Annotated in this window: 22 protein-coding genes; 2 read left to right on the top strand and 20 right to left on the bottom strand. The window is 65.4% G+C overall.

Features of this window, described 5'->3' with window-relative positions; all coding sequences use genetic code 11:
• Positions 1–74: 74 nt before the first annotated feature.
• Positions 75–353: an enolase C-terminal domain-like protein gene (locus tag IQ782_RS10415; protein ID WP_194134577.1), complete on the top strand. Its 279-nt coding sequence runs from the start codon at positions 75–77 to the stop codon at positions 351–353.
• Between the two features lie 703 nt (positions 354–1,056).
• Here IQ782_RS10415 and IQ782_RS10410 read toward each other — a convergent pair.
• From IQ782_RS10410 to IQ782_RS10320, 19 genes are all read right to left on the bottom strand, one after another.
• Complete coding sequence (locus tag IQ782_RS10410) at positions 1,057–2,586, bottom strand: tannase/feruloyl esterase family alpha/beta hydrolase (RefSeq protein WP_194134562.1); 1,530 nt, start codon at positions 2,584–2,586, stop codon at positions 1,057–1,059.
• A gap of 310 nt (positions 2,587–2,896) precedes the next feature.
• Positions 2,897–3,739, bottom strand: coding sequence for an alpha/beta fold hydrolase (locus IQ782_RS10405; RefSeq protein ID WP_194134561.1), 843 nt, complete (start codon positions 3,737–3,739; stop codon positions 2,897–2,899).
• A 73-nt stretch (positions 3,740–3,812) separates the two neighbouring features.
• A complete protein-coding gene (locus tag IQ782_RS10400; protein WP_194134560.1) occupies positions 3,813–4,415 on the bottom strand; it encodes a flavin reductase family protein in 603 nt (200 codons plus the stop codon).
• 51 nt (positions 4,416–4,466) lie between these two features.
• Complete coding sequence (locus tag IQ782_RS10395; protein ID WP_194134559.1) at positions 4,467–6,026, bottom strand: tannase/feruloyl esterase family alpha/beta hydrolase; 1,560 nt, start codon at positions 6,024–6,026, stop codon at positions 4,467–4,469.
• A gap of 103 nt (positions 6,027–6,129) precedes the next feature.
• Positions 6,130–6,873, bottom strand: a complete 744-nt coding sequence (locus tag IQ782_RS10390) for a GntR family transcriptional regulator (protein WP_194134558.1) — start codon at positions 6,871–6,873, stop codon at positions 6,130–6,132.
• 96 nt (positions 6,874–6,969) lie between these two features.
• Entirely contained in the window at positions 6,970–7,560 is a 591-nt protein-coding gene (locus tag IQ782_RS10385; RefSeq protein ID WP_240989213.1) for a carboxymuconolactone decarboxylase family protein, read from the bottom strand.
• A gap of 5 nt (positions 7,561–7,565) precedes the next feature.
• On the bottom strand, positions 7,566–8,759 hold the full coding sequence (locus IQ782_RS10380; RefSeq protein WP_194134556.1) for a CaiB/BaiF CoA transferase family protein: 1,194 nt from the start codon (positions 8,757–8,759) through the stop codon (positions 7,566–7,568).
• The gene (locus tag IQ782_RS10375; protein WP_194134555.1) at positions 8,756–9,400 is read right to left on the bottom strand and encodes a glutathione S-transferase; all 645 of its coding nucleotides are present in this window, start codon (positions 9,398–9,400) and stop codon (positions 8,756–8,758) included. Before IQ782_RS10375 ends, IQ782_RS10380 begins: the two co-directional genes overlap by 4 nt.
• Positions 9,397–10,176 (bottom strand): alpha/beta fold hydrolase, encoded by a 780-nt coding sequence (locus tag IQ782_RS10370; RefSeq protein WP_194134554.1) that lies wholly within the window; start codon positions 10,174–10,176, stop codon positions 9,397–9,399. Before IQ782_RS10370 ends, IQ782_RS10375 begins: the two co-directional genes overlap by 4 nt.
• The gene (locus tag IQ782_RS10365) at positions 10,176–10,937 is read right to left on the bottom strand and encodes an enoyl-CoA hydratase-related protein (RefSeq protein ID WP_194134553.1); all 762 of its coding nucleotides are present in this window, start codon (positions 10,935–10,937) and stop codon (positions 10,176–10,178) included. The genes IQ782_RS10370 and IQ782_RS10365 overlap by 1 nt, the downstream gene beginning before the upstream one ends.
• 19 nt (positions 10,938–10,956) lie before the next feature.
• Positions 10,957–12,153 (bottom strand): 3-oxoadipyl-CoA thiolase, encoded by a 1,197-nt coding sequence (pcaF, locus tag IQ782_RS10360; protein WP_194134552.1) that lies wholly within the window; start codon positions 12,151–12,153, stop codon positions 10,957–10,959.
• Between the two features lie 3 nt (positions 12,154–12,156).
• Entirely contained in the window at positions 12,157–14,214 is a 2,058-nt protein-coding gene (locus tag IQ782_RS10355; RefSeq protein WP_194134551.1) for a 3-hydroxyacyl-CoA dehydrogenase NAD-binding domain-containing protein, read from the bottom strand.
• 13 nt (positions 14,215–14,227) lie between these two features.
• Positions 14,228–16,225 (bottom strand): TRAP transporter permease, encoded by a 1,998-nt coding sequence (locus tag IQ782_RS10350; RefSeq protein ID WP_240989212.1) that lies wholly within the window; start codon positions 16,223–16,225, stop codon positions 14,228–14,230.
• 74 nt (positions 16,226–16,299) lie between these two features.
• Complete coding sequence (locus IQ782_RS10345; protein ID WP_194134550.1) at positions 16,300–17,430, bottom strand: TAXI family TRAP transporter solute-binding subunit; 1,131 nt, start codon at positions 17,428–17,430, stop codon at positions 16,300–16,302.
• Positions 17,431–18,275: 845 nt separating this feature from the next.
• Complete coding sequence (locus IQ782_RS10340) at positions 18,276–19,859, bottom strand: TRAP transporter large permease (protein ID WP_194134549.1); 1,584 nt, start codon at positions 19,857–19,859, stop codon at positions 18,276–18,278.
• Positions 19,860–19,862: 3 nt separating this feature from the next.
• Complete coding sequence (locus IQ782_RS10335) at positions 19,863–20,549, bottom strand: TRAP transporter small permease (protein ID WP_194134548.1); 687 nt, start codon at positions 20,547–20,549, stop codon at positions 19,863–19,865.
• Between the two features lie 95 nt (positions 20,550–20,644).
• Positions 20,645–21,640 carry a DctP family TRAP transporter solute-binding subunit gene (locus IQ782_RS10330; RefSeq protein WP_194134547.1) on the bottom strand — a complete coding sequence of 332 codons (996 nt, stop codon included), beginning with the start codon at positions 21,638–21,640 and terminating at the stop codon, positions 20,645–20,647.
• Between the two features lie 134 nt (positions 21,641–21,774).
• Complete coding sequence (locus IQ782_RS10325) at positions 21,775–22,191, bottom strand: carboxymuconolactone decarboxylase family protein (protein WP_194134546.1); 417 nt, start codon at positions 22,189–22,191, stop codon at positions 21,775–21,777.
• Positions 22,192–22,278: 87 nt separating this feature from the next.
• Positions 22,279–23,166, bottom strand: coding sequence for an NAD(P)-dependent oxidoreductase (locus IQ782_RS10320; RefSeq protein WP_194134545.1), 888 nt, complete (start codon positions 23,164–23,166; stop codon positions 22,279–22,281).
• A 242-nt stretch (positions 23,167–23,408) separates the two neighbouring features.
• Here IQ782_RS10320 and IQ782_RS10315 point away from each other — a divergent pair, with 242 nt between their 5' ends.
• Positions 23,409–24,110, top strand: coding sequence for a GntR family transcriptional regulator (locus IQ782_RS10315; RefSeq protein ID WP_092429456.1), 702 nt, complete (start codon positions 23,409–23,411; stop codon positions 24,108–24,110).
• 6 nt (positions 24,111–24,116) lie between these two features.
• Here the strand turns inward: IQ782_RS10315 and IQ782_RS10310 are convergent, their stop codons facing one another.
• A complete protein-coding gene (locus IQ782_RS10310) occupies positions 24,117–24,869 on the bottom strand; it encodes an IclR family transcriptional regulator (RefSeq protein WP_194134544.1) in 753 nt (250 codons plus the stop codon).
• Positions 24,870–24,901: the final 32 nt, after the last annotated feature.

Here is a 24,901-nt window from a genome sequence, read left to right as displayed (position 1 = left end):
TGCCCGCCGTGGCATCCTGATCAGACCCGGACCTCTCCGAAGGTCGACGCTCCTACACCACGCGCGGGGGCACTATCAATGCGGCGCCCTTATCCTTCGCACACGGTGTCGAACTCGTTCCGCATCAGACCCAACCGGCGGTCGGTCACTTCGCCAACCTGCACGTGCTCGCGACGCAGATGCACATGACCCGCCCGGTAGAACTGGCCGACATGTGGCAACGGGGTCGCCCGGTGTTCCGCAACCCCGCCAAACCGTCGGGCGGCAAGCTGTCGCTCGACGACACGCCGGGCCTCGGGATCGAAATCGATCAGGCAAGTTTCGCTGACCGGGCGACCCTCATCAGAGCTTGACGCGGGTTCAAATCAACCTGAGCCGAAATTCGGTTCCGTGACTTCTGTAACGGGACCGTTTCCTTCAAGCATTCTGCTGCACCTCGGGCGTGTCTCATGGCTAGGCACGTAGGCGGCGCGGTTTGCGGAGCGCCGTGGCAACAAGCGCGCGATGGTTGCACGTGCTTGGCGGATCTCGGCCGTTCAGCACCGCATGTGCTGCGACGGCAAAGTCTTCCAGCCGGACTCGGTGCCTTAGGTCACCTGACCGGCACGCTACTCCGCCCGCCGCTCTGAGGGGCGCGGGCCTCCGGGGCCCATGGGAGCGTGGTCCCGGCGATGGCGCCGCTTTGATTGTTGCCGCTGCAGAATGCGAGCACGCAAGTGAGATGGGCACGCCGGAATTGCATCAAACCAGCATGATATTATCTGCCACCGCGCTGACCACGAACCGAGGTACGCCCCCAAGGACCCTGGCAGCAAGGCCGAGTTCTAAGGACGGACGGCGCCCTGACTGACTGAAACCCCCGCTCCGGCGGACCGAGCCGCTTGGCCGAGAATGGTTGACAGAGACGGCCCGTGAACGAACTCACAGGCTAAAACTGCCCGTGCCGACCGAGACCGCATAAGGCCAAATTATGAAGGCTACTCTCCGATTTTTTGTCGAATTTATGGAGGCGCCGGCAGGTTTGGGAATGCCGGGCCATGCGCCCGGCACTGTGTACTACTCCTGGCAGCCCCAGCTTTCGGTGGCTGGCTCCCAGGTGACGTACCTCGGATAGGCGCACAAAGGACGCTCCCGAGACGGCGTGCCGCCGCTCGCCAAGCGATGGTCCGGCGCACTCCCGTCTTCGACCCAGGCCATGAGCATCTTGAGGCCCGGGAAGACGTGCGGCCCAGAGCCCGTCCGGTCGTGCCGGACACCGGTCAGCAGGAAAAGGCGCGCAAAGCTCCCGGTTTCTGCGCCATAGCGGTTTTGCACGGTCTCGAACCAGCGGGTCGTGTCTACGGCCGAGATCCCGCTGTCGCCCATGCCATGCACCACGATCAGCCGTCCGCCCGCGCCCTTGAACGCGTCGAGATCGGCGGAAGCGGCGTCGGTGAACTGCGCGGCGGCGTTCATGGAGACGGGATCCGTGTCGAAGTCGAAGCCGTAGACGTCGAAATCAGGATCCGGCGGGTCGCGGAAGACATTGTGCATCGAGGTGTTCCGCGCCTTGCGGCCATTGTTCGGGAACGCGTCCGCATCGCCGATGTGCCAGCCCATGAAGTCGGAGCCCGCATCATAGGCGAAGGGTACGTAGAGCTCTTCGCCCGCGGAGTTGACCGGGCCCTCGTGGATCAGGGTGAAGGCGTCGATCTGGTCCCGTGAGAGGCACTGTTCCGTCGCGCCATCGCGGCACTCCAGCGCGGAAAAGTCGGGATTGCAGCGCCGCGCGCTGTCGACCACACCGTCCTTCAGGCCATCAAGCTCATCGCATTGGGCGGTGATCTCGCGCGTCAGCAAGGCGAAATCGGCATCGTCGAGGAACTGCGTGAAGATCGGCTTCCCCGCGGCGTCCTTCGGCGCCCGCTCTGCGAGCACGCGCACGCTCCAGGCCCCCGCCACATGTCCGCGGGTCTGCTGTCTGATCGGATTCTGCGCCAGGATGCCATCAAACTGGTTGGGATGCCTTAGCGCGAAGATGAGCCCCTGCCGTCCGCCGTTGGAGTTGCCCACGAAATAGGAATATCGGGGCCAAGTCCCGTAAGCCGCCTGCAGAATGGCCTTGGACACGGTGGCAGTCAGGTCGATGGCGTTGTATCCCCAATCGACGCGCGCCTTCGGCTCGAGCCCGAAGCTGGTGTCTGCACGATCGCCAAGGTTGTGCCCCGCATCGGTGGACACCACCGCGAAGCCGAGAGTGAGTGCCGGAGGATGGCCGATCGTGTTCACCCCGATCGCGGGCCTGATCGAGCCGTCGGTGCCGCCTCCGCCCTGGAAGTAGAACCGCTCGTTCCACGCTACCGGCATGCGCAGCTCGAAGCCGGTGGCGTAGCGCTTGCCGTCACTGCCGACGCGCTCCTCGAGATAGCCCTCCACGCGGCAGTGGTCCGGCAAGGCCGTCTCGTCGATCGTCGTGCCGCTGAGGAACTCCGCGACCTCGATGCGCAGGTCGGGGTAGGCGAATTCTGCAAGCGCCCTGCAGGTGTCCTCGGTCATTTCTGCCGACGCCGTCGAGGCCAGTGCCGTGGCTGCCGTGATCAATGCCACTGACAGCATTCTCATCCTGGAATGTCTCATCCCGTCTCCTCTTGGGAAGCTCATGTTGCATGCGATTTCTTGTGATGCCCGCCTCGGCGCTCTCCTCGGCACTCCGGCGATGGCAGAATTTAGGCCCTGTGCCGGGTCGCGCCGCGTAAGGTCCACGCAAAGTCGTCGGCGCGGCATTGGGAAAGCTGGCGCGCGGTCGTGACGCCCTCGCGCCCCGACCTTGCCAAATCGCGGACCGGAATATGCCCGTCCCGACACGGGGACGGGCGCTGGTGCCGCCGACGCCGCTGCGCGGCGCCTAGGCGCCAAGTCACTTCTGCAGGAGTGCGTCCGCCCAATCGGCGATGGCATCGGCGGTCTCGACGGGCTTCGCCGCCGGAAGCGCGTGACTGGCACCGTCGATCACCGCGACCGTCACGCGATCGCCCAGCTCGTCGCGCACCTCCATGCGCGAGCTTTCCGGCCGGAACGGATCGGCGCCCGCCTGCAGGTCAAGGATCGGCGCGGTGCCGCCGGCCCAGTAATCCTCGCGGTTGGTCAGCTTGCGCGCCGCGCGCTGGCTGACCGTCACGTCCTGGTGCCAGCCCTCGAGCCAGGGTTCGGCACTCTGCTCGTCGGTGAAGAAGGCCAGCAGCAGCCCTTCCATCTTCTGGTCCCGGCTCGAGTCCGGATCGTTGATCATGGTGATCGCCTCGGAAAGCTCCGAGGGCCAGGACTTCGCCCCGCCCGCGATCAGCGCCAGGCCCGAGACCATCTCGGGGTGGTCCGAGGCGATCGTCTTGGCGATCCACTGTCCGTAGGCATGGCCCGCGACGATGGCCTTGCCGCCCTCCTGTTCGATCACCGCGGCGAAGTCGTCGCCGAAGTCGTGGAACGAGACCTCGGTCATCTTGCCGGTGCTGGCGCCGATGCCGCGCGGTTCCGGCAGGGCGACGCGGTAGCCGCGTTCGGACAGCCTGTCGGCCAGCGGGGCAAGCTCGCCGGAGCTGCGGCCGGTCGAAGCAATCACCACCACCAGAGGCCCCTCGCCGCGGACCGAGTAGCCCACCTGCGCATCGCCATTCATCGCCGTCTTCTCCTCGACCTGCGCTTGCGCAAGGCACGGCATCGCCAGGGCGAGGGCAAGGCCCATCACCGCAAATCTCGTCTTCATGTCGGTACTCCTCCGAGGGCCCCACACTGTCCGCGACCATTCCCGGCGTGGGGTGAGCCGGGGGCGGGTCCGTTCAGGACCCGGGACGCGGTATTTCGAACGTCTGCTCCGTCACCGCGTACTCGAGATAGCCTAGCCGCGAGACCGGTCGGATCAACTCGCTGCGCACCCGCCCGTCGCGGATCACGCGATCGGAGATCTCGATCCCGGTGACCTCGCCGAAGACGATGTGCGTGTCGCAGGGCAGCCCGCTCTTCGGCGAGAGCGAGATCACCCGGTTCAGGATGCACTCGATGACGACGGCGCTCTGCGCCACGCAGGGCGCGTCGATGCTGCGGCAGGGGCGCGCGTTCACGCCGGCGAGCCCAAACTCATCGACATCGGACGGCACCGGCGCAGAGCTGCCGTTCATCGCCTCTGCCAGCTCGGCGCCGACGATATTGATCGCGAAGACGCCTGTGCTCTCGATGTTCGACAGGCTGTCCTTGCGCGGGGTCGAAGAGAGCATGACGAAGGGCGGATGCGTCGCCGCCGCGTTGAAGAAACTGTAGGGCGCGAGGTTCGGCACACCGGCGGCGCTTCGGCTCGACACCCAGCCGATCGGCCGCGGTGTCACCAGCGCCGTCCAAGGGTTGTGCGGCAGCCCGTGGTCGCCGTTGCGCGGATCATAATACATTGTCTTGCTCCTTGCGGCATCGCGCCACGACGCGGCGCGATGACATTTCCCTCAGCGGCAGACGAAGCTGGCCGCCGCATCGGTGGGACCGCTGCCATCATAGGTCGCCACGGTCGGCCAGGGGCAGAGCGGACGGGTGATCCCCTCGGTCGCCGCGCCGGTGGCAACCAGCCGGTCGGGGGCCCTGCCTTCCTCGACCCACGAGACGATGGTCTGCAGCACGTCAAAGCTGTCCGGCCCCGGCCCGCCGCGACAATGGCCCATGCCCGGTACCGGGAAGAAACGGGCGAAATCGCCGATGTCGCCCATGTCATCCTGCAGCGCTGCCATGTAGCGGGCGGTGTCATTGGCCGAGATCGCCGCATCCCCGGTGCCGTGGTAGAGCAGGATCTTGCCCCCCGCATCGCGGAAGGCGGCAAGATCGGTCGAGGTCGCATCCGCAAAGGAGGCGGAGGCCTCCATGCGCTGCGGGTCGCTGTCGAAGTCGAAGTTGATGATGTCGAAATCCGGGTCCGGCGGCGTCAGGAAGACGTACTTGATGCCGTTGTTGGACAGGCCCGCCTTGATCGCGTTGGGCTCCGGGGTTTCCGAGGTGCCGAGCCGCCAGCTGCGCCAGCCCGCGTCGGCGATCGCCGGGTCGTAGCTCCATGCGACGTAGAAGCGCTTGCCGGCGCTGTCGCGCGAGCCCTCGTGCAGCAGCTTCAGCGTCTCGACCTTCTCCGCGCTCAGGCAGGCTTCCTGCCCCGCACTACACACCAGCCCCGAGGGGTCGTAGTCGCAGCCCGCAGGATCGAGCACCAGCCCATCCGCGAGCCCGTCGAGCGCGTCGCACTGCCGGGCGATGTCCCGCGCCAGAAGCTCGAGATCGGCATCCGAGAAGGCGCGTGACAGGATCGGATGGCCCGCGTCATCCTTCGGGGCGATGGCGGTCAGCTTCTGCAGGCCCCAGGCGGTATCGACGTGGCTGCGCGACAGGCGGAACACCGGCGCGCCCGCGACGATGCCATCGAAGAGTTCGGGAAACCGCTGGCTGGCCATCATGCCCTGCCGACCGCCGTTGGAGCAGCCGATGAGGTAGCTGTGATGCGGAGCTTCGCCGTAATAGCCGGTGGTGAGTGCCTTGCCGGTCTCGGCAACATCCTTGATTGCCTGATAGCCCCAGGCCTCGCGGGCCTCGGGATCGAGGCCAAAGGAGCTGTCCTTGTCCTCGTGCCCGGCATCGGTCGAGATCACCGCGTAGCCTTCGGCCACGGCCGCCGGCTCGCCGGTCGGCTGCGAGCCGCCATAGGCCGGGCGCACGCGGCCATCGAGCCCGCCGCCGCCCTGGAAGTAGAAGCGTCCGTTCCAGCCCTCGGGCAGACGCAACTCGAAGCGGTCGCCGAAGAGCACGTCTCCCACGCCTCGACGTTCATCGATCACCCCGGTGACCTTGCAATAGGCCGGCAGGTCCTGCCCGGCATCGTCATCGGGTCCGGCCGGGACCCAGGCCGCCTCGGCGATCTTCAGGGCGTCCCGGGTGATGTTTGCAAGCGCAATGCAGCCCGCCTCATCCGCTTGCGCACCGGTGGCAATGGCACTGCAAAGCAGTGCGCCATGAGCCAGCAATCTCATGATTCTCCTCCCAATTTCTCCCTTGAGAGGTAGATTAAATCATTAAGCTAGTTTTGTCACTTAAAGAGTCGATGCGGTCCCGGTGTTTGCGCGAACCACTGGGTCAGGTGAGCAATTTCATATCGATCCGCACCTTGTCGCCGCGGTAGATTCCGTTGGCGACGAGGATCAGACGTCCGCCCTCATCGATGGCCAAGCGCTGCACCAGTACAATCGGATCGTTGAGCGACAGCTGCAGCAGTTGCGCGGTCTCAACATCGGCGGAGGCCACCGACAGGATCTGCCGGGCATCAGCGACGCGCACGCCCGGCAAGTCCGACACCAGCCGCATCGCGGTGGTGGTGGAGTAATTCTCTTCGGGGATCAGCGGTTGCAGCTTCTCGTCGACGTAGACGTCGGCGACGAGGAAGGGCACGTTCTGCCGCCGGTGCAGGCGGCGCAGGTGACGATAGCTGGGCGCAACAGTGCCATGATCGAAATCCGCCTGCGCGAGCGTCGCGCCGGGCGTGTCCGACAGCACCTCGATCTGCGCATCGGCACGCGACATGAGCAGGCCGTTCCAGTCGGTCTGCACCTCGCACCAGAGGTCACGCTCCGGTCGCGCCCGCACGAAGGTGCCCTTGGCCCGGAACCGCTCGATCAGACCCTCCTTTTCGATCTGATCGAGCGCCTGCCGGATCGTCATGCCCGCCACGCCGAATTCCTTGGACAGCTGTTCCACCGTCGGTATCCGCGCTCCGATCGCCCAGTCCCCCCGCTCGATCCGGCCGCGGAAAAGCGAGGCAAGCTGGATATAGCGGGCGACATTGCTCTTCTCGAGCAGGTCGGTCGAGCTGGGCTTCTGCATGGAAAGGTCCTCGCTTCTCTTTGCCTTCCGGGCATATCTGACGATATTATAGCTTTATATCACTTACTCCAGGTTGAGGGGAACCGGCTGCAGTCCTCAGTTGCGCAACGGCAGGTCGAAGAGGGCACCGGGGGTGATGGGAAGATCGGCGCTGACCCCTTCCGGAACCGGGATCTCATGCGCGTTCAGGGTCATGGCCACCATTGAATAATAGCCGACGACGGCGGTCAGCTCGACCACCCCTACCTCGCCCCAGCGCGCGCACACCAGATCGTAGACCGGTTGCTTCGGGGTGCCTTGCGTCAGAAGTTGGCAGACGAAATCGTAGATCTCGGCCGCCGCGGTGTCGTCGCCGAAGTCCGGCACCCGGCCCACGCGAAGGGCGTCGATCCACGCCTGATCCAGATCCTCCTTCAGACCGTCGCGTTCATGGATGGCCCATTCCAGCAGGCTGTTCCAGCGCCGCGCTGTGATCAGGATAGCCAACTCGTTGAGATAGCCCGGCAGCGTTGTCTCAAACCGCAGCACGCGGCCAAGCTGCTGCCAGCGATCGGCAAGAACCGGATTGTGCAGCGCCGCCCGCAGGGGGCCGACGAGCACGCCGCGCGGCCCCGACACGATCTCGTCGAAGACGGCCTTCTGTGCCGGCGACATGGTCTCCGGCGCGGGGAAGCTGATACGTCCCATGCTGGTCATCCTTTCACCTTGGCCGCGGCGACGCGGTCCCGGATTTCATCGGTATGCTGGCCGAGCAGCGGCGGCGCGGCATCGAAGGACAGCGGCGCCTCGGCAAAGCGCATCGGTGAGACCACCTGCGGGACCGTTCCGGCAAGCGGATGCGGCAGGTGCCGCAGCATCTGGCGATGCTGCACCTGCGGCTCGTCAAGCACGCCCGGCACGGTGTTGATCGGCGCGCAGGGCACTTTCACCGCCACGAGATCGGCCCGCCAGTCGGCGAGATCGCGGTTGCGCAATGTCTCGCAGATCATCGGGTGCAGCACGTCGAGGTTCTCGACCCGCGCCGCGTTGGTGGCAAAGCGCGGATCCTGCGCCCAGTCCGGGTGACCGAGGGCGGCGGCGAAGCGCACGAACTGCTCGTCGTTGCCGACCGCGATCACGATATGCCCGTCGCGGACCGGGAAGATGTCCTGCGGCTGGATGTTCGGATGCTTGTTGCCCTTGCGGGTCGGCGTCGCGCCCGAGACGAGGTGGTTCATCGCCTGGTTCGCAAGCATCGCGGTGGCCACATCCAGCATCGCCAGATCGATATAGTCGCCCTTGCCGGTCTCGGCGCGGCGCGCCAGTGCGGCCAGCACGGCGACCGTGGCGTACATGCCGGTCATGATGTCGATGACCGGCACCCCGACCTTCTGCGGCCCGGACCCCGGCGCGCCGTCCGGCACCCCGGTGACCGACAGCAGCCCGCCCATCGCCTGGATCATGAAGTCATAGGCGACGTCCTCGGCCATCGGCCCGTCCTGGCCGAAGCCGGTGATCGAGCAGTAGATCAGCCGCGGGTTGATCGCCCGCAGCGACGCCTCGTCAAGCCCGTAGCGTGCCAGGGTGCCGACCTTGAAGTTCTCGAGCACGATGTCGCTTGTCCGGGCGAGATCGCGGATCAGCTCCTGACCTTCTTCCGAGGCGATGTCGACCTCGACCGATTTCTTGCCTCGGTTGACCGACAGGTAATACCCCGACTCCTTGGTCGGCGCGCCGGCGCTGTCCTTCATGAACGGCGGCCCCCAGCGCCGGGTGTCATCCCCGACGCCGGCGCGTTCCACCTTGATGACCTCCGCTCCGAGATCGGCGAGGATCTGGCCCGACCAGGGGCCGGCCATGATGCGGCTCAGGTCAAGCACCCGAACGTGGGAAAGCGGTCCGCTCATGTTGTCTCCTTTTCGAAAGTCAGGACGCCTGCGGTGACCTCGTCGCCCGCTGCGCCGTCATCGACGATGGCGGTGGCGGCAACCGAGGGGCGCTCGGCCCAGGTCGCGGCGAGCACCGCAAGGTGCGGGAAATGGGCCCGCCAGGCGCTGTCGCCCCAGCGGAAGTCAAGCTGGCCGAGGAAGCAGATCACCGCGACATGGCCAGCCCCAAAGGGCCGGCTGGCCAGCGCATCGGCCTCGGCCTCGAGCGTGGCCATGACCGCAGCGATCTTGGCGCGGAAGCTGGCGGTGATCGCGTCCCAGGCGCCCTGCGGGCGAAGAAGTTCTGTGCGCCAGGCCAGCAGGATGTCGGTCGCGCCGTCGGCCAGCGCCTGCCAGCGCTGCGCCTCGATCCCGGCGTCGAGCACGCCGTCCCGGTCGAGCCAGGCGCAGATCACCCGGCTGTCGAAGAGCACGCCCTGGTCGGTGACCAGCGCCGGGATCTTGCCCAGCGGGTTGTCAGCCAGCACGGCGGGGTTCGGCGGCAAGTGGCTGGCAACGACGTTGCGCATCAGCTCCACTTCATCCAGCCGGCCGGTTTCGTGCAGTGTGATCATGACCTTGCGCACGAAGGGCGAGCGGGGGGACCAGTGCAGTTTCATGCCGCAGCCTCCACCTCGGCCAGAAAGGCGTTGAGCAGCGCGGCGGTGGCCTCGGGCCGCTCGAAGCAGGGCACGTGCCCCGCGCCGGAGACCCCTTCGAACCGCGCCCCGATGCTGTCAGCGATGCCGCGCATGGTCTCGGGGATCTTGCCGTCTGACAGCCCCGCCACGAGCAGCGCGGGGACCGCGATGTCTGGCAGGACGGCGGCATAGTCGTAACCCTGAAGCGCCGTGGCGCAGGCCTTGAACCCCTCGAACGGGGTCGCCGCAATCATCGCCGCCAGCGCCTCGGCCCGCTCGGGCGTGGTCAGCCAGCGCTCGGCGGTGACCTTGGCGTAGCCGTCCATGCCGAGCCTGCGGCCCTCATCGATCCGGGCGCCCCATGTTTCGACCGCCGCCGGCGCGGATTTCGCCATGCCGTCCATGAAGACAAGCCCGGCGAAACGCTCGGGCGCCTTGGCGTAGGCGGCCAGCGTTGTCGGCACGCCCATCGACAGGCCGACGCAGACCGCGCGGGAGACGCCCGCGTGGTCCATCACCGCCAGCAGGTCCTCCGAGAGCAGTTCGAAATCCACCACGCCGTCCGGGACGTCCGAGCCGCCATGGCCGCGCTGGTCGTAGCGCAGCACGTTCCAGCCCGAGAGCCGTGCCACCACGCCGTCCCAGACAGACAGGTCGGTGACCAGCGAGTTCGAGAAGACCACCCAGGGCGCGCCATCCCCGGCGCGGTCGATGCGGGTTTTGAGCCGCGTGCCGTTGATCGCCTGCAAAGTCATCAGCGACCCTTCCAGACCGGCTTGCGCTTCTCGACCACGGCGGCGGTCGCCTCGCGGGCATCTTCGGTCTTCATCAGGATCGTGCTGAACTGCTGTTCGATCTGGTAGCCCTCGTCGACCGGCAGAAACTCGATCTGGTTCAGCGCCTGCTTGCCGAGCCGCAGGCCGAGCGGCGACTTCTCGGCGACCTTCGCGGCGAGCGTTCGGGCGGCCTCCATCAGCGCCTCGGGGGCAAGAACCTCCTGCACGAAGCCGAAGCGGTAGGCCTCGGCCGCGTCGATCGGCTCGCCGGTGAAGAACATCTTGCGCAGCATCCCCTGCGGCAGGTGCCGCCCCATGTGCGACGCGCCGCCGCAACGGCCGACGTTGATCTCGGGCATCCCGAACTTCGCCGTCTCCGACGCAAGCCGGATGTCGCAGACCGAGGCCAGCACCGTGCCGGCCCCGAGCGCGGGGCCATTGACCGCGGCGATGGTCGGCAGGGCGCAGTCCCGGATCGACTTGAAGCAGCGCCGCACGATACGGGCGCGGGCCGGGTCTTCCTCGACCGTGGCGGCAAGGAACTCCTTCAGGTCGAGCCCGGCGCAGAAGGCGCGCGCGCCCGCTCCGGTGAAAAGCACGCAGTTGATGCCCTGCCAGCTGTCGGCGGCGTCGAAGGCTTCGCCGATCTCGGCGTAATTGGCGAGGGTGATGGCGTTGACGGGGGGCACGTCGATGGTGATCTCGGCCACTTTCCCGTTGAAGCTGATGTCGATACCCATTGGTCGGTCCTTTCTGAAGTCAGGCGGCGGCGAGCGACAGGGCGATGCCCTGCCCCACCCCGATGCACATGGTCGCGAGTGCGGTGCTGCCCTCGCCGCGCGCGATCATCCGGGCGGCGGTGCCGGTGATCCGCGCGCCGGACATGCCGAGCGGATGGCCGAGCGCGATCGCGCCGCCATAGGGGTTCACCCGCGGATCATCGTCGGCGATTCCGAGCCGCCGCAACACGGCCAGCGCCTGCGCGGCAAAGGCCTCGTTGAGCTCGATGCAGTCGAAGCTGTCCGCCGGCACGCCGAGTTGAGCACAGAGCTTCTCGGTCGCCGGGGCCGGGCCAAAGCCCATGATGCGCGGCGCCACGCCCGCGGTCGCACCGCCGGTGATCCGCGCCAGAGGCGTCAGCCCGTGGCGCTTCATCCCGGCTTCGGTGGCAAGGATCAGCGCCGCTGCTCCGTCATTGACCCCCGAGGCATTGCCTGCGGTGACGCTGCCGCCCGCGCGGAACGGGGTCGGCAGCGCGGCCAGCTTCTCGGCGGTGGTGCTGCGCGGGTGCTCGTCCTGATCGAAGATCACCGGCGGACCCTTGCGCTGCGGCACGGCCACCGGGATGATCTCCTCGGCCATCACGTCGCGCGAGGCCGCCGCCTTCTGCTGGCTGCGCAGGGCAAAGGCGTCCTGATCCGCGCGCGAGATGCCGAAGTCGGCGGCGACGTTCTCGGCTGTCTCGGGCATCGAGTCGGTGCCGTAGCGGGCGTGCATCTCCGGGTTGATGAAGCGCCAGCCGATGGTGGTGTCCTCGACGCTGGCCTGACGCGAGAAGGCGCTTGTGGCCTTGGGCATGACGAAGGGCGCGCGGGACATCGACTCGACGCCGCCCGCAATCGCCAGATCGCCCTCGCCCACGGCAAGCCGACGATAGGCCGCCAGCACCGCATCCATGCCCGAGCCGCAGAGCCGGTTGATCGTGGTGCCCGAGACGGTTTCGGGTAGCCCGGCAAGCAGCAGGGACATGCGCGCCACCGACCGGTTGTCCTCCCCGGCCTGGTTGGCGCAGCCGTAGATCACGTCGATGGTGTCGGCCCAGTCGAGGCCGGCATGGCGATCCTGCAGCGCGAGCAGTGGCAGTGCGCCCAGATCGTCGGCGCGGATGCCCGAGAGGCTGCCGCCGTAGCGGCCGATGGGGGTGCGGATGTAGTCGCAAATATAGACGGTCTGCATGGCTCAGCCCTTCAGCTCTTCGAGGATTTCGGGCACCGGGCCCCGGGCGAAGCCATGGCCGATCGCCGTCTCAAGCGCATCGAGATCGGCCTCGATGCGGTCCGCGGGCTGCTGCGCCGCCCACCACAGCGGCCCGCCCTTCCAGCGCGGGAAGCCGTAGCCGTTGGCAAGCGTCACATCGATGTCGGAGGCGCGCTGCGCCACCCCCTCGTCCAGCAACAGCGCGGCCTCGTTGACCATGGCGATCAGCAGTTGCCGCTGGATCGTTTCGGCATCGAAGGCACACGGGGTGATGCCGGCCTCGCGGCGCGCCGCCGCGATGAATGCGGTCACCTCAGCCGAGGGCTCGGGGCGTTTCTCGGGGTAGTCGTACCAGCCGCCGCCGGTCTTGCGGCCCAGCCGTCCCGCCTCGCAGAGCCGGTCGGGGATGGTGACATAGCGCGCGACCGCGTCGCGCGTCGCGGCCTGCCGCTTGCGCATCGCCCAGGCGATGTCGAGCCCGCTCATGTCCGACACTGCGAAAGGCCCCATCGCGAAGCCGAAGGCTTCGACCGCGGCGTCCACCTCTTCGGGCGCGGCACCGTCGAGCACGAGCAGCTCGGCCCGGCGGCGGTAGGCGGCGTAGATGCGGTTGCCGATGAACCCCTCGGCGACGCGCGCCACCACGGGCTGCTTGCCAAGGCGTTTTGCAAGCGCCAAGCCGGTGGCCAGCACGTCATCCGCCGTTGTTTCGGCCCGCACCACCTCGAGCAGGCGCATCACGTCGGCGGGGCTGAAGAAGTGCAGGCCCAGCACACGGGACCGACCCGGCAGACCCGCGACCATGGCGTTGATGTCGAGATAGGAGGTGTTGGTGCCGATCAGCGTCTCGGGCGGCAACGTGGCGTCGAGCTCGGTCAGCAGCGGCACCTTGACCGAGAGCTCCTCGAACACCGCCTCGATGACCAGATCGCAGCTGGTCAGATCGGAGATCCGCGTCGTTCCCGAAAGGGCCTTCAATTGCGCCGCCAGCGCGGCCTCCGAAAGCCGTCCGCGCGCCTGCTTCGCCTGCAACGCATTCCGCAGCGCACCAAGGCTGCGTTCCAGCGCCTCGGCGTCACGCTCGACGAGGGTGACAGGCAGCCCGGCTGCGAGGCAAGCGCGGGCGATGCCCTGCCCCATGGTGCCGCCGCCGATGACACCGACGGACGAGACGGGGCGAGGCTTGGCGTCCAGCCCGTCGACGCTGCCCGCCCTGCGCTCGGCAAAGAACAGGTGGCGCAGGGCAAAGGCGTCCTCCGACAGGCGGAGCTTTTGGAAAACGGCCCGCTCATCCGCCAGGACGGTGGCGATGTCGGGGTCGGCCGAGGCCCGCACCAGCCGTATTGCCTCGGCCACGTTCGGCCGGCCCCTGCCCTTGTGCAGCGCCTTCGCGGCGGCGGCCTCCAGCGCGGTCTCGTCCTCTTCGGGCACCGCAAGGTCGGCCACCACGCGCTTGGGGCGATCCTCGGCAAGGAACCGCTTCGCCGCCGCCAGCAGATCGCCCTCGGCGACCGCATCGACCAGCCCGAGCGCCTCTGCCTTGATCCCGGTGATGCGGGTGGCGCCGCAGATCATCTCGAGCGCAGCAAGCCGTCCGGTCAGGCGGGGGAGCCGCTGCGTGCCGCCCGCGCCGGGCACCATCCCGAGCGACACCTCGGGCAGGCCGAGCTTCGCGTCCGGCGTGGCGATACGATAGTCGCAACCGAGCGCCAGCTCGAGCCCTCCGCCAAGCGCCACGCCGTGAATGGCGGCGACCACGGGGAACGGTGCCTCTTCGCAGGCCGCGATGACGTCCGGCAGCTCAGGCCAGGCGAGGGGCGCGCCGAACTCGCGCAGGTCGGAGCCGGCGATGAAGCTCTTTCCGGACCCGACGAGCACCGCACCCCGAACCTCGCCGCAGCGGTGCAGCGCCTCGATGAGGCCCTTGCGGATCGCGTGGGAACCGGCGTTCACCGGGGGATTGTCGATGGTCAGCACGGCGATGCCATCGGTGACCTCGAGGTGAACGGTGCCATGCGAGGGGGCTGTGTGGGTGTTCATCGGACTTTCCTCTTCAGTCGGCGGACGGGGCCACGGACGGGACCGGCTCACGGCGGCCGTCCGGCGCGCTCAAGCGGTTCACCAGCACCGCGACCGCGAGCAGCGCCAGTCCGATGCCATCCGACAGGTAGCCGGGTATGATCAGCGTGATCGCGGCGGCCCCGAGCAGCACCCGCGCCGGGATGCCCAGTCGGCCAACGAAATGCAGCCAGCCTTCGCTTGCGGCCGCCATCAGCCACACCGCCAGAACCGCGCTGCCCACGTCATGCAGGATGTCGAGCGGTTCCCCCTGCAGCACCAGCGTCGGGTTCAGCGCGAAGATGAACGGCAGCACGAAGTTCACCGCGCCGAGCCGCATCGCCAGCACGCCGGTGCGCATGCCGTCGGATTTGGCGATCACCGCGGCGGCGAAGGCGGCCAGCGCGACCGGAGGCGTGATGTAGCTCAGCATGCCCCAGTAGAGGATGAAGAGGTGCCCTGCGATCGGGTTCAACCCCGCTCCGGCCATGGCCGGCCCCAGCACGATGGCCAGGAAGATGTAGCAGGCGCTCACGGTCATCCCCATGCCCAGCACAAAGGAGGTCAGGGCACCGAAGAGCAGCAGCAGGAAGACGTTGTCGCCGGCGAATTGCAAAAGCTCGCGCGAGAAGGCACCGCCGACGCCGGTGTAGCTGAGCGCGCCGACGATGAGCCCGACCCCGGCAAGGATCCCGACGATATTGGCGATGTTGCGGATCGCGTCATCCAGCAGATCGACGAGCCGGCCGAGGGTCAGCTGGTTCTCGCCGCGGATCCAGCCGTTGAGCGCGCTGGTCGCAAGCAGCACGAGCGTTGCGTAGAACGGCGCCTGCGCCTCGATCCCGCGCGCCACGATCAGGTAGATCAGAACGACCAGCGAAAGCAGGAAATGCCAGCCTTCCTTCAGCGTCGGCCAGAGCTTCGGCAGGTCTTCGGGACGCTGCCCGGCGAGCCCCCGGCGCGCCGCGTAGCAATCGGTTTGCAGCATGAGCGCGAGGTAAAAGAGCGCCGCCGGAACGATCGCTGCGATCATCACGGTGGAATAGGCGACGTTGAGGTTCTCGGCCATGATGAAGGCGACGGCGCCCATGACCGGCGGCATCAGCGCGCCTCCGGTCGAGGCGCAGGCCTCGATTGCGGCGGCGTAGCGCGCCGGGTAGCCGACCTTCTTCATCGTCGGGATGGTCATCTGTCCGGTGGTCACGATGTTCGAGATCACCGACCCCGAGAGCGAGCCGAAGAAGCCCGAGGAGAGGATGGCCACCTTGGAAGGGCCGCCACGGGTACGACCGAGCAGCGCCTCGGCGAAGGCCATGAAGAAGGCACCGCCGCCGGTGACCACCAGCGCCGAGCCGAACAGCAGGAAGCCGATAAGCAGGCCTGCCACCACGCGCATCGGCACGCCGATGATACTTTCCGAGCCGAGCGCGTGCATCATCACCAGGCCGGGGATGTCGGTGGACGGCCCCCAGAGGAAGCCCGGCATGTTCTCTGCGAAGAGCGGGAAGAGGAAGAAGAAGCCGCAGATGCACAGCAGCACAAGCCCGCCGGTCCGGCGCAGCGCCTCGAGCACCAGCAGGCAGAACACCCCGGAGATGACCTGCGCATTGGTCGGCGCGACGAGGTCCCATCCCTCCATCAGGATACGCTCACCGTTCCAGGCGAAATAGCAGGCCGAGCCGAGCGCGAGCAGCGAGAAAACCACGTCCGCGATGCGTCCGGCGGTGCCGAACCGGTTGTAGGGCAGCGGGTAGACCTGGAAGACGATGGCAAGGAAGATGCCGGTGAGCAGGTAGAAATACGCGGTGTCGAGCAGCACGTAGCCGATCAGCATCTGTGTGTTGAACAGTCGGTCGACATTCAGCAGGAGCGCGATCAGGCCGAGAATGAGCACCACCGCCCGTGTCGGCCCGTGCAGCATGCCGACCTTGACGCCTGAACTCTGGGAGGTGTCCGGCTGATCGGACACGGGAATGGACTGCGGATCGCTCATGACGGACCTCGCTCACGCTCTGAAGTAGGGAATAGGAGCGGGTCCGACCCGTGCGGACCCGCAAGAGGCGAAACTCAGTTCGCCAGGTGTTCGGCGCGCCAGGTGCCCCAGAACTCGGGCCAGCCTGCATCGTCGCCGTCATAGGCCGCCTGTGCCTCGGCCCAGGCCGCCTTCACCGCGTCGACGCGCGCCAGGCGGGCGTCCTGCCAGGCCTGCGCCTCGTCGGTCCAGTAGCCCATCTCCTTGGCATAGCGGATCGCCCCGTCATGGAACGGCGCGTCGGCCGGCGGCACGATGGCACCTTCGGTGGCCCAGTTCGCCGCCTCGGCGGTGGCCTCACGGAAGCCGTCGAAGCTTTGGTCGATTGCCTTGACGAGGTTGTAGACTTCCTCCTCGCTGGTCGCCGCGTAGGTCGCCAGCATCGGATAGCGGTAGCCCAGGAGCCACACCGGGTGGTCCTCGTCGATCCCTGCCCCGGTGGTCTGCTTGTGCGGTTCGGCAAAGCTGATGACGTCGGTGGCCTTCTTCCAGCCCTCGGTGTCCTCGGGCGGGAAGTTGAGCCAGGTCAGGCCCCGCGAACTCGCCTCGATCTCGCGCGCGAAGGACGAGGTCGGCACCATGCCCATGGCATCGAGCTGGTTCGAGATGATCGCATCCTTGAGCGCACCGTAGCTGCCGAACCAGACCTCCTCGACGTCGTCACGGGTCAGGCCGCCGAAGGCAAGATAGGCGTCGGTCTTGATGTTCAACGACGGGTTGCCCTTCACGAAGCCAACGCGCTTGCCGCGCAGGTCAGCGACGCTTGTCGCGTTCAGGTCCGCGGCGGCGATGATCCCCACCGAGGCCGGCCGTCCAAGCATCACGCGCACGTCCTGCGGACCCCAGTCTGGCATGGCGAATTCCTCGGTGCCTTCGCTGGCAAAGAAGAGCTCGTTCGACAGGAAGCCGAACTGCGCGCGCTGTTCGCGCAGCGGCAGCAGGCGGCCGATCGACGTGCCCGAGGGCAGAACGCGAATGCGCGTGTCGAAATTGCCCTGCACTGCGTTCGCGATGGCCGAGGCCTCGGTGTAGCCGCCGGAGCCGACGTCGTAAGCACTCCAGATCATCGAGCGCGGAAGCTCCACATCGTCCTGCGCCAGCGCGGCGGTCGCGCCGAAGCCAAGGATGGCCAGTGTCGGCAGGGCTTTCACAAGCAGTCTAAACATGAGGGGCTCCTCTCCCAGTTGTCGATCAGCCGGTCCCGTATCGGCGGCCAATCCCTCCTGCGAGAGAGCTAAAACATTAAAAGCTATATTACTAGCTTTTTGTTGTTCGCAGGAACTCGATCGAAATTTCTGCCCTGCTGAGAGCAAGTTACCAAAGGCCTCATGTGCGCTTGCCTTTGGGGAACCAGCCTCTCACGTGTCCTTTGCCTGCGACCAAGACTTCGCAGCGCGAATCGAGGTGGCGCTCAACCGTGAACGCCAATGCATGGACCAAGGTCCGCCACGCCGTGCCGCGTCGCCTCGTCACCGCGGCCGCCGCCAGACCGTGCCCCAAAGTCCCTCGCCAGAAATGTTCGTTGGTCGCGCAATGGGCGCTGATGAAGTTGAACCATTGCTTGGGTTCCCCCACTTCTACCGTGAAGGTCTTGGGATCCCGATAATCCCGCCGGACATCGCGCCAAGCGCGCGGACTAGCCACTTTTGAGAGCTGCCGACGTATCCGCGTCCGGGCCCATGAGGCCAAATTATGGAAAATCAAAAAGCGGCGACCCGCGACAACACAGCCACGGATCCTGATCGGTCGATGGGAAAGCGCTTGGGAGGCGATTGCCGGCGCAACTCAGTGCCTTACTGCCGCGATCAGTCGAAGTCGGCCGCCGCAACAACCGCGAGCCCGCCGTTGGCTCAACCCTGGATTGGCATTTGACCCGGCCCATTCGCTGAGGTCGGCTCATGGCCATCATCTCGACTGGAGTACGCAACAGAAAGCAGCATCTCCCCGCCGGCGCACAAGCGCCGGCGAGGAGAGAGACATTTGGTTTCAAGAGGCGTTTCGACGGAGTGTCCTAGTGTACTGGCTCGGGGCCCATGATCGCATAGGGGAGCGTTGTCGAAATAGCTGGCACGTATGTCACTAGGATCAGGAACCCGAACAGGACGAGCACGAACGGTGTTGCCGCCTTGACCACCCTTACAAGGCTCATGCCGGTGATCCCCGAAGTCACAAAGAGGTTGAGACCGATCGGCGGGGTGATCATTCCAATTTCCATGTTCACCACCATAATAATCCCTAGATGGATAGGGTCGATACCCAGTTCGACGGCGATCGGGAAGACAACCGGCGCAACAATCAAAAGCAGCCCCGAGGGTTCCATGAACTGCCCGCCGATCAGCAGAAGGATATTGACCGCGATCAGGAATGTTATCGGCGTAAAGCCATATTCCAGCATCCAGGCGGTAATGGCCTGCGGGATACGCTCCGAGGTCAGCACATGCGCGAAGAGCATGGCGTTGACGATGATGAACATCAACATGACGGTCGTGCGCGCCGCTTCGACGAAAGCCCGGCTGGTGTCCGGAGCGACGAGCGCCGGAAAGAAGGCCCGAGCTGTCAGCGCGATGTTTCGCCCGAATAGTCCTGCCCCGGAAGCCAGTGCTGGCACGGCAGAGGTGCGCCCGCGCAGCAAGAGATAGGCTGCTATGGTCCCGATGCCAACGAATAGGCCGGCAACTGGCGTATGAGCTTGTCGCATGAAGGCGCCGATCACGACAATGACGATCGCCAGGCACAGACCATAGAGAATGGCCCGCTGTCCGGTCCGGGCGTTGTCCGAAATCCCCTCCGGCTCCCAGGATTTGTCTGCCAACGGGCCAGAGTCGCGATAGCCGAAGTTCGCCACGAGGAAGGCATAGACCGCTGCCACGGCGGCAGCCTCGGTCGGCGTGAAGACCCCGCCATAGATCCCGCCTAGGATGAGCACGATCAGAAAGAGCCCCAGCCCTGCGTTCTTGCCACTGTTGACAAGATGTCCGACGCCCATCCACTCGCCCGCCGGCAGGTTCCTGACCCTGGCCATGATGTAGATCGCCACCATCAACGAGAGTCCGGCCATGATGCCCGGAATGACGCCCGCAAGGAACATGCGCCCGACCGAGACGTCGGTGGCCGCGGCATAGACCACCATGGTGATCGACGGCGGGATGAGAATGCCAAGCGTTCCGGCGTTGGCGATGATCCCCGCCGCGAAATCCTTGGTGTACCCAATCCGCTCCATGCCGACGATCGAAAGCGAGCCGATAGCGACGACGGTCGCAGGTGAGGATCCGGAGAGCGCTGCGAAGAGCATGCAGGCAAGCACCGAGGCCATCGCCAGCCCGCCGCGGAAATGGCCCACCGACGCGATCGCAAAGTCGATCATCCGCCGCGCCACGCCGCCCGTTGTCATGAACGTCGATGCCAGAATGAAGAAGGGAATTGCCAGCAGCGTGTAGTTTTGCGACGCGGTGAAGAGCTGGAGGGCGACGGACGACATGGAATCCGTCGAGAGGAATGCGATCACAAGGACGGATGACAGGCCCAGGGACACGGCGATCGGCACGCCGATCAACATCAAGGTGAAGACCAGGATGAACAGGGTGAGGGTTTCCATGGGTCAGTCCTCGGCGGAAACGGAATTGCGGTTGTCGGCGACGAGCTGTTCTGCCTCATGGCCTGCGATGATGGCTTCGCGCTGATTTGTGGCGATCTGCCAACTCGCCTCCAGCGCCCTGTACGCAAGAAGCGCGAGACCGACGGGCAAAATTAGATAGGCAAGCCAGCGCGGCACTCGTTCGTCGAGCGCGAACATCTGGGACATCCATTCGGGCCAGCGCAGCATCTCCATCCCCAATCCGGAATTGAAGAAGCGCTGCCAGTAGAAGACCGCCCCACCCCGCGCCTGACCTCCGAAGATCGAGAGCCAGTCAGCGGAAAGAAGGATAACGGCATAGAAGAACACCGCGAGGGCTCCCAGTATGGCGCAGATCCGGAAGAGCCGCCGCGGAAGAAGACGGATTACCACGTCCACCCCGAGGTGCAGTCCGGTCTTCAATCCGTAGGACATGCCGAAAAGGATCAGCCATGCAAACATGACGCGGGTCAGGTCCAGCGCTCCGGTCCAGCCGCTGTTGAACGCGTAGCGGGCCACGACCTGCGCAAATGAAATCAGGACCATCCCGGCAAGAATCAGGGTGAGGATGCGTTCCTCGACCATCACCACCAGTCCGGGCCGTGCCCGTTCGACAAGGTGAATTACGACGACGAGGGCCAGCAAGGCAAAGAACGGCCAGTATGCCGACATGCTGCATCCTCCTTTTGATTGGGTGTTGAGAGTGTTTTGCGTGCAGAGCGATGTGTCTGCGCGGGACGACGGCAGGCGCCGTCGCCCCGGAGGCATCAGTCCGCGCGACCGCTGGCGACTTCGATGACCTCGGTGCCGATATCGGCTTCGAACCGCTTCCAGACCGGCTTCATCACCTCGACCCAGGCTGCGCGTTGCTCGTCGGTAAGCTCTCGCACAGTTCCGCCGTTGTCGATGATTGCCTGACGGGCTGCCTCGTTCGCCTCGTTGGCGCGGGCGTTATACTCCGCGGAGACCTCATCCACGAGGGTGGTGAAGGCGTCGCGATCGTCGCCGAGGCTGTCGAGGAACTCCTGCGATGTCACGATGAGGTAGGTGAGGAACTGGTGATTGGTTTCGGTGACACCATCCTGAACCTCATAGAATTTCCCAGTATAGATGTTCGACCAAGTGTTTTCCTGTCCGTCCACAACCCCGGTCTGCAGCGCGCCGTAGACCTCGGCGAAAGAGAGTGCCTGCGGCGTTGCATCAAGCGCCGCGATCATTGCCTCGGTCACTTCCGAAGTCGTGGCGCGGAACTTCAGCCCGGCCGCATCCAGCGGTTCCACAAGCGGACGGTTTGCCGAGAACTGGCGCATCCCGTTGAAGATCCAGCCCAGACCGATGATGCCACTGTCCTCCATGGACATCAGAATCTCTTCACCTTGCTCGGTTTCGGTAAAGGCCTGCACGGCTTCGGTCGAGTCGAACAGGAACGGAAGGTTGAAGACCTGGAGTTTCTGGGTGTAGGCGTCGAATTTGCCCACATCGGGCGCAGCCAGCTGCACATCGCCCAGCATAAGCGCCTCGAGCACCTTGTCGTCGCTGAACAGCGTGGAGTTTGGGAAGACCTCCATGCACATTGTTCCGTCAAACTGCTCGTCGAAGCGCTCGGCGAGCGCCGCGACCATCTCGCCCTTGGGGTGGCCGGCAACCGCTGTCACATGGCTGAACTTGACGACACGCTCGCCGCTGTCACAGGCGGCCTGCGCCAGAACTGGCATGACGGAGAGCGCGGCGGCGCTGCACAGGAATTTGCTGAATTTGGTCATGGTATCCTCCCATAGATGACCGTCTGCGCTTGTGTGGCAGTCAAGCCTGTCGTCCCGTCCCGGCGCGCAGTTCCCGGGACGGGTTTATCCGAGCGGCGTCAGCGTGGCGCGGACGCACGGGCAAAAGCCGTCGCTCAGATGTCCATTTCGGCGAAGACTTCCTGTGCGGTGCGGAAGCTGTCGATGCCTGCCGGAACGCCACAGTAGATTGCGACCTGCAGGAAAATCTCGCGCAGCTCGTCTTTGGTCAGCCCGTTGTTTATTGCCCCGCGGACATGGAGGCGCAGCTCGTGGGTACGACCGAGCGCTGAGATCATGCCTAGGTTCAAAATCGACCGCTGTTGCTTGGTCAAACCCGGACGGTTCCAGATCTCGTCCCAGCAATACTCCGTCACCAATTGCTGCATTGGGAAGTTGTAGTCGGTCGCTTTGTTGACCGAAGCATCGACGTATTCGTCACCTAGGACGGCACGGCGCGTCTCCAGCCCCTTCTTGAATTTCTCGGTGAACGGGGTTCCGTCGGGTGCGGTGCCTTCAGCATGCGTGGACATGGCGGTTTCCTTCGATTGGTCTTGGATACAGGGTGCCCACCCCATTGGCAGGACAATGGAGCAGATCGCGTCTTCGGGTTGGCAGGGTCAGCTGTCGGCGAGGAAGCGGTAGATTTCCGTGTGGTCGGCATCCGGCCCGAGCCTGTCTTGCGCCGCCTTCCACCGAACGGACGTTTCGGCGAGAGAGCCCATCTGCAGGTTCAGGGCTTCAGCCAGATCGTTGGCGATGCCGATGTCCTTGGCCATCAGGCCAAGCGCGAAGCCCGAACCGAAATCGCGGTTCAGCACGAACTGCTTCATCTTCACTTCGGTGGTATTGTTGCGTCCAGTCGACACATTCAGCACATCCACGATCACCTCGGGCTCGAGACCAAAGGTCTCTCCCAGGATTACGCCCTCCATGGCTGCCACCATTCCAGCGCCGGACACGTAGTTGTTGATAGCCTTCATCGCGTGGCCCGAGCCGATCTTCCCGGTACGGAAGATTTTGGCGCTCATCGCCTCGAGCACAGGCAGGATCGCATCGATCACGGTCGGCTCTCCGCCTGCCATGATCGTCAGCGTGCCATCGACTGCGCGCTTGCGCCCGCCAGAGACAGGGGCGTCTACCACCCGGAAGCCACGCGGCAGCAGTTGCTCAGACAGGTACGTTGTGTCCGTCGGGGCGCTGGAACTCATATCGATGATGATCGCCCCAGGCGACAGCGCGTCGGCGATCCCGGCCTCTCCAAGCAGGACTTCGCGGACGATTGAGCCATTCGGCAACATCGTGATGACGACATCCGCTCCCCTGGCTGCTTCTTTCGCAGAGCTGCAGGCCGTCGCGCCAGCGGCCGCGACCTCTGCGCGCGCTGCCTCGGACTGGTCAAATCCCTGCACGGAAAAGCCGGATTTAAGAAGATTTTCGACCATGGGCAGGCCCATCCGGCCCAGCCCGATGAATCCAACCATCGCAAGTTCATTTTTTGTGTTCATCGGCTCCTCACCCTTTTTCTCACCTTTGTCAGATTCGCAGACAATCTGTCAACGCAATTTCCGTACGGTCAGTCACCCCTTCGCTTGGAGAGACGACATATTGCCATTTTCTCGAAGCTATAGCAGTGTGATACTTGCTTTGGGTCTTTAGACCTCACTGCCTACCGGAGCACATATGCATACAATCAGACAAAATAATGTGCCGGTTCTTGTCCAGCCACGCACAGCTCGGGAGAACGGAAATGGGTGATTCAAAGGCTCAGAACCTGCAGATCCCACGCCGCAGCGCCACGCTGCGCTCTATGGTCGAGGACAATCTGCGAAAGGCCATCGCCTCGGGAACCTTCAAGCCCGGACAGCGGATGATCGAGCGGGATCTCTGCGAAAGGATTGGTGTCGGGCGGACCTCAATTCGCGAAGCGCTCCGCCAGCTGGAAGCCGAGGGGCTGGTGGTCAGCTACCCGCACAAGGGGCCTGTTGTGGCGTCCTTCAGCGCGGAAGAGGTGCGCCAGCTCTACGTCATCCGCGCTGAACTAGAGGGTTTTTGCGGCCGCGAATTCGCGAGGCACGGGTCGCGGGAAGACATCGCGAAGCTGATCCGGGCCGTTGATGCGTTTGATCGCGCGGCCCAGGGCGATGATCAGGAGGCGCTGATAGAAACCAAGACGCACTTCTACGACGTCCTCGCCCAAGGCGCGGGCAACATCTATGTCACGCAATTCCTGACGTCGCTGCACAACCGGATCACGCTGCTTCGAGTATCCTCGATGCGGCAACCAGGTCGCCTGCCGGAAAGCGTTCGGGAAATCCGCCTGATTTCTGAGGCGATCGCGGCTGGGGAGCCTGAGCGCGCCGAGGCCGCCTGCAAGCAGCATATTGAAAATGCCGCACGAGTGGCCATCGCGCAGGCGCTGACGGGTCAATCCAACGACGCGGAAGAATGATCCGCGCTACACCAATGCGAGCGACGCCGCGACCTCCGACAGACGCGCGCCGATTTCATCGCAGCGCTCAGGCGTGGCCTCCGCGACCGTCAAAGAAACGGCGATGCCCGCCGATGGTTGACCGCTGGAGGCCATGACCGGAACGCCAACACAGATCATGCCCTCGCGAATTTCGCCGTTGTCGATGGCATAGCCGCGTGCGCGGACCAGCCGCATCTCGTCCTCGAACCTCTGAGCATCGCGCGAGCCGTTTGGCGTCAGCGGGGCCGGCCAGGGACTTGAGAGAAGCCGCCGCCTTTCTTCAGGCGATGTGTAGGCAAGCATGGCCTTGCCAGTGGCCGAGTAGATCGCCGGAAGCCGAAGCCCCGCTCGGAAGGTGAAGCCCAGCGGCTGCTCCGAATTGCGGCAGTCCAGGTAGGTCACGTGATCATTGTCGAGCGTAGACAGCGTGACGGTGTAAGCGGACACGCCGCGATCGGAAAGCAGAATGCGGCGAAATTCCGAAACGAGCGAGGTGCCGCCCAGGTAGGCTGCGCTCCAACGCAGGCAGTGCGAGCCGAGGGCGTACCCCTCTGCCTCTGGCCTCAAGACCCCGCAAGACACCAGCGTTTCACAAATCCCAAGCGCAGAACTTTTGGGCAACCCCAGATCGCGGGACAGTTCTGACAGGCCCATGGGCCGCCCAGCCTGCGCCAAATGGTCAAGAATGCGAGCGGCGCGCTCAACCGCCGGCGCGCGGCGCAGGGAACGTTCGGGCAAAAGCCACCTCCTGAAAGCAAGCGGAAACGCGT

Origin of the sequence: Salipiger mangrovisoli (assembly GCF_015223355.1) — a bacterium.
GTDB lineage: Bacteria > Pseudomonadota > Alphaproteobacteria > Rhodobacterales > Rhodobacteraceae > Salipiger > Salipiger mangrovisoli.
This window is presented reverse-complemented; position numbering and strand designations above follow the sequence as displayed.

Coding starts and splice junctions, on each gene's coding strand:
- IQ782_RS10390 (WP_194134558.1), bottom strand. CDS start 6,873: ATGCAGAAGCCCAGCTCGACCGACCTGCTCGAGAAGAGCAATGTCGCC.
- IQ782_RS10395 (WP_194134559.1), bottom strand. CDS start 6,026: ATGAGATTGCTGGCTCATGGCGCACTGCTTTGCAGTGCCATTGCCACC.
- IQ782_RS10355 (WP_194134551.1), bottom strand. CDS start 14,214: ATGAACACCCACACAGCCCCCTCGCATGGCACCGTTCACCTCGAGGTC.
- IQ782_RS10340 (WP_194134549.1), bottom strand. CDS start 19,859: ATGGAAACCCTCACCCTGTTCATCCTGGTCTTCACCTTGATGTTGATC.
- IQ782_RS10345 (WP_194134550.1), bottom strand. CDS start 17,430: ATGTTTAGACTGCTTGTGAAAGCCCTGCCGACACTGGCCATCCTTGGC.
- pcaF (WP_194134552.1), bottom strand. CDS start 12,153: ATGCAGACCGTCTATATTTGCGACTACATCCGCACCCCCATCGGCCGC.
- IQ782_RS10325 (WP_194134546.1), bottom strand. CDS start 22,191: ATGTCCACGCATGCTGAAGGCACCGCACCCGACGGAACCCCGTTCACC.
- IQ782_RS10380 (WP_194134556.1), bottom strand. CDS start 8,759: ATGAGCGGACCGCTTTCCCACGTTCGGGTGCTTGACCTGAGCCGCATC.
- IQ782_RS10330 (WP_194134547.1), bottom strand. CDS start 21,640: ATGACCAAATTCAGCAAATTCCTGTGCAGCGCCGCCGCGCTCTCCGTC.
- IQ782_RS10375 (WP_194134555.1), bottom strand. CDS start 9,400: ATGAAACTGCACTGGTCCCCCCGCTCGCCCTTCGTGCGCAAGGTCATG.
- IQ782_RS10385 (WP_240989213.1), bottom strand. CDS start 7,560: ATGGGACGTATCAGCTTCCCCGCGCCGGAGACCATGTCGCCGGCACAG.
- IQ782_RS10335 (WP_194134548.1), bottom strand. CDS start 20,549: ATGTCGGCATACTGGCCGTTCTTTGCCTTGCTGGCCCTCGTCGTCGTA.
- IQ782_RS10350 (WP_240989212.1), bottom strand. CDS start 16,225: ATGAGCGATCCGCAGTCCATTCCCGTGTCCGATCAGCCGGACACCTCC.
- IQ782_RS10400 (WP_194134560.1), bottom strand. CDS start 4,415: ATGTATTATGATCCGCGCAACGGCGACCACGGGCTGCCGCACAACCCT.
- IQ782_RS10315 (WP_092429456.1), top strand. CDS start 23,409: ATGGGTGATTCAAAGGCTCAGAACCTGCAGATCCCACGCCGCAGCGCC.
- IQ782_RS10405 (WP_194134561.1), bottom strand. CDS start 3,739: ATGAAGACGAGATTTGCGGTGATGGGCCTTGCCCTCGCCCTGGCGATG.
- IQ782_RS10365 (WP_194134553.1), bottom strand. CDS start 10,937: ATGGGTATCGACATCAGCTTCAACGGGAAAGTGGCCGAGATCACCATC.
- IQ782_RS10370 (WP_194134554.1), bottom strand. CDS start 10,176: ATGACTTTGCAGGCGATCAACGGCACGCGGCTCAAAACCCGCATCGAC.
- IQ782_RS10320 (WP_194134545.1), bottom strand. CDS start 23,166: ATGAACACAAAAAATGAACTTGCGATGGTTGGATTCATCGGGCTGGGC.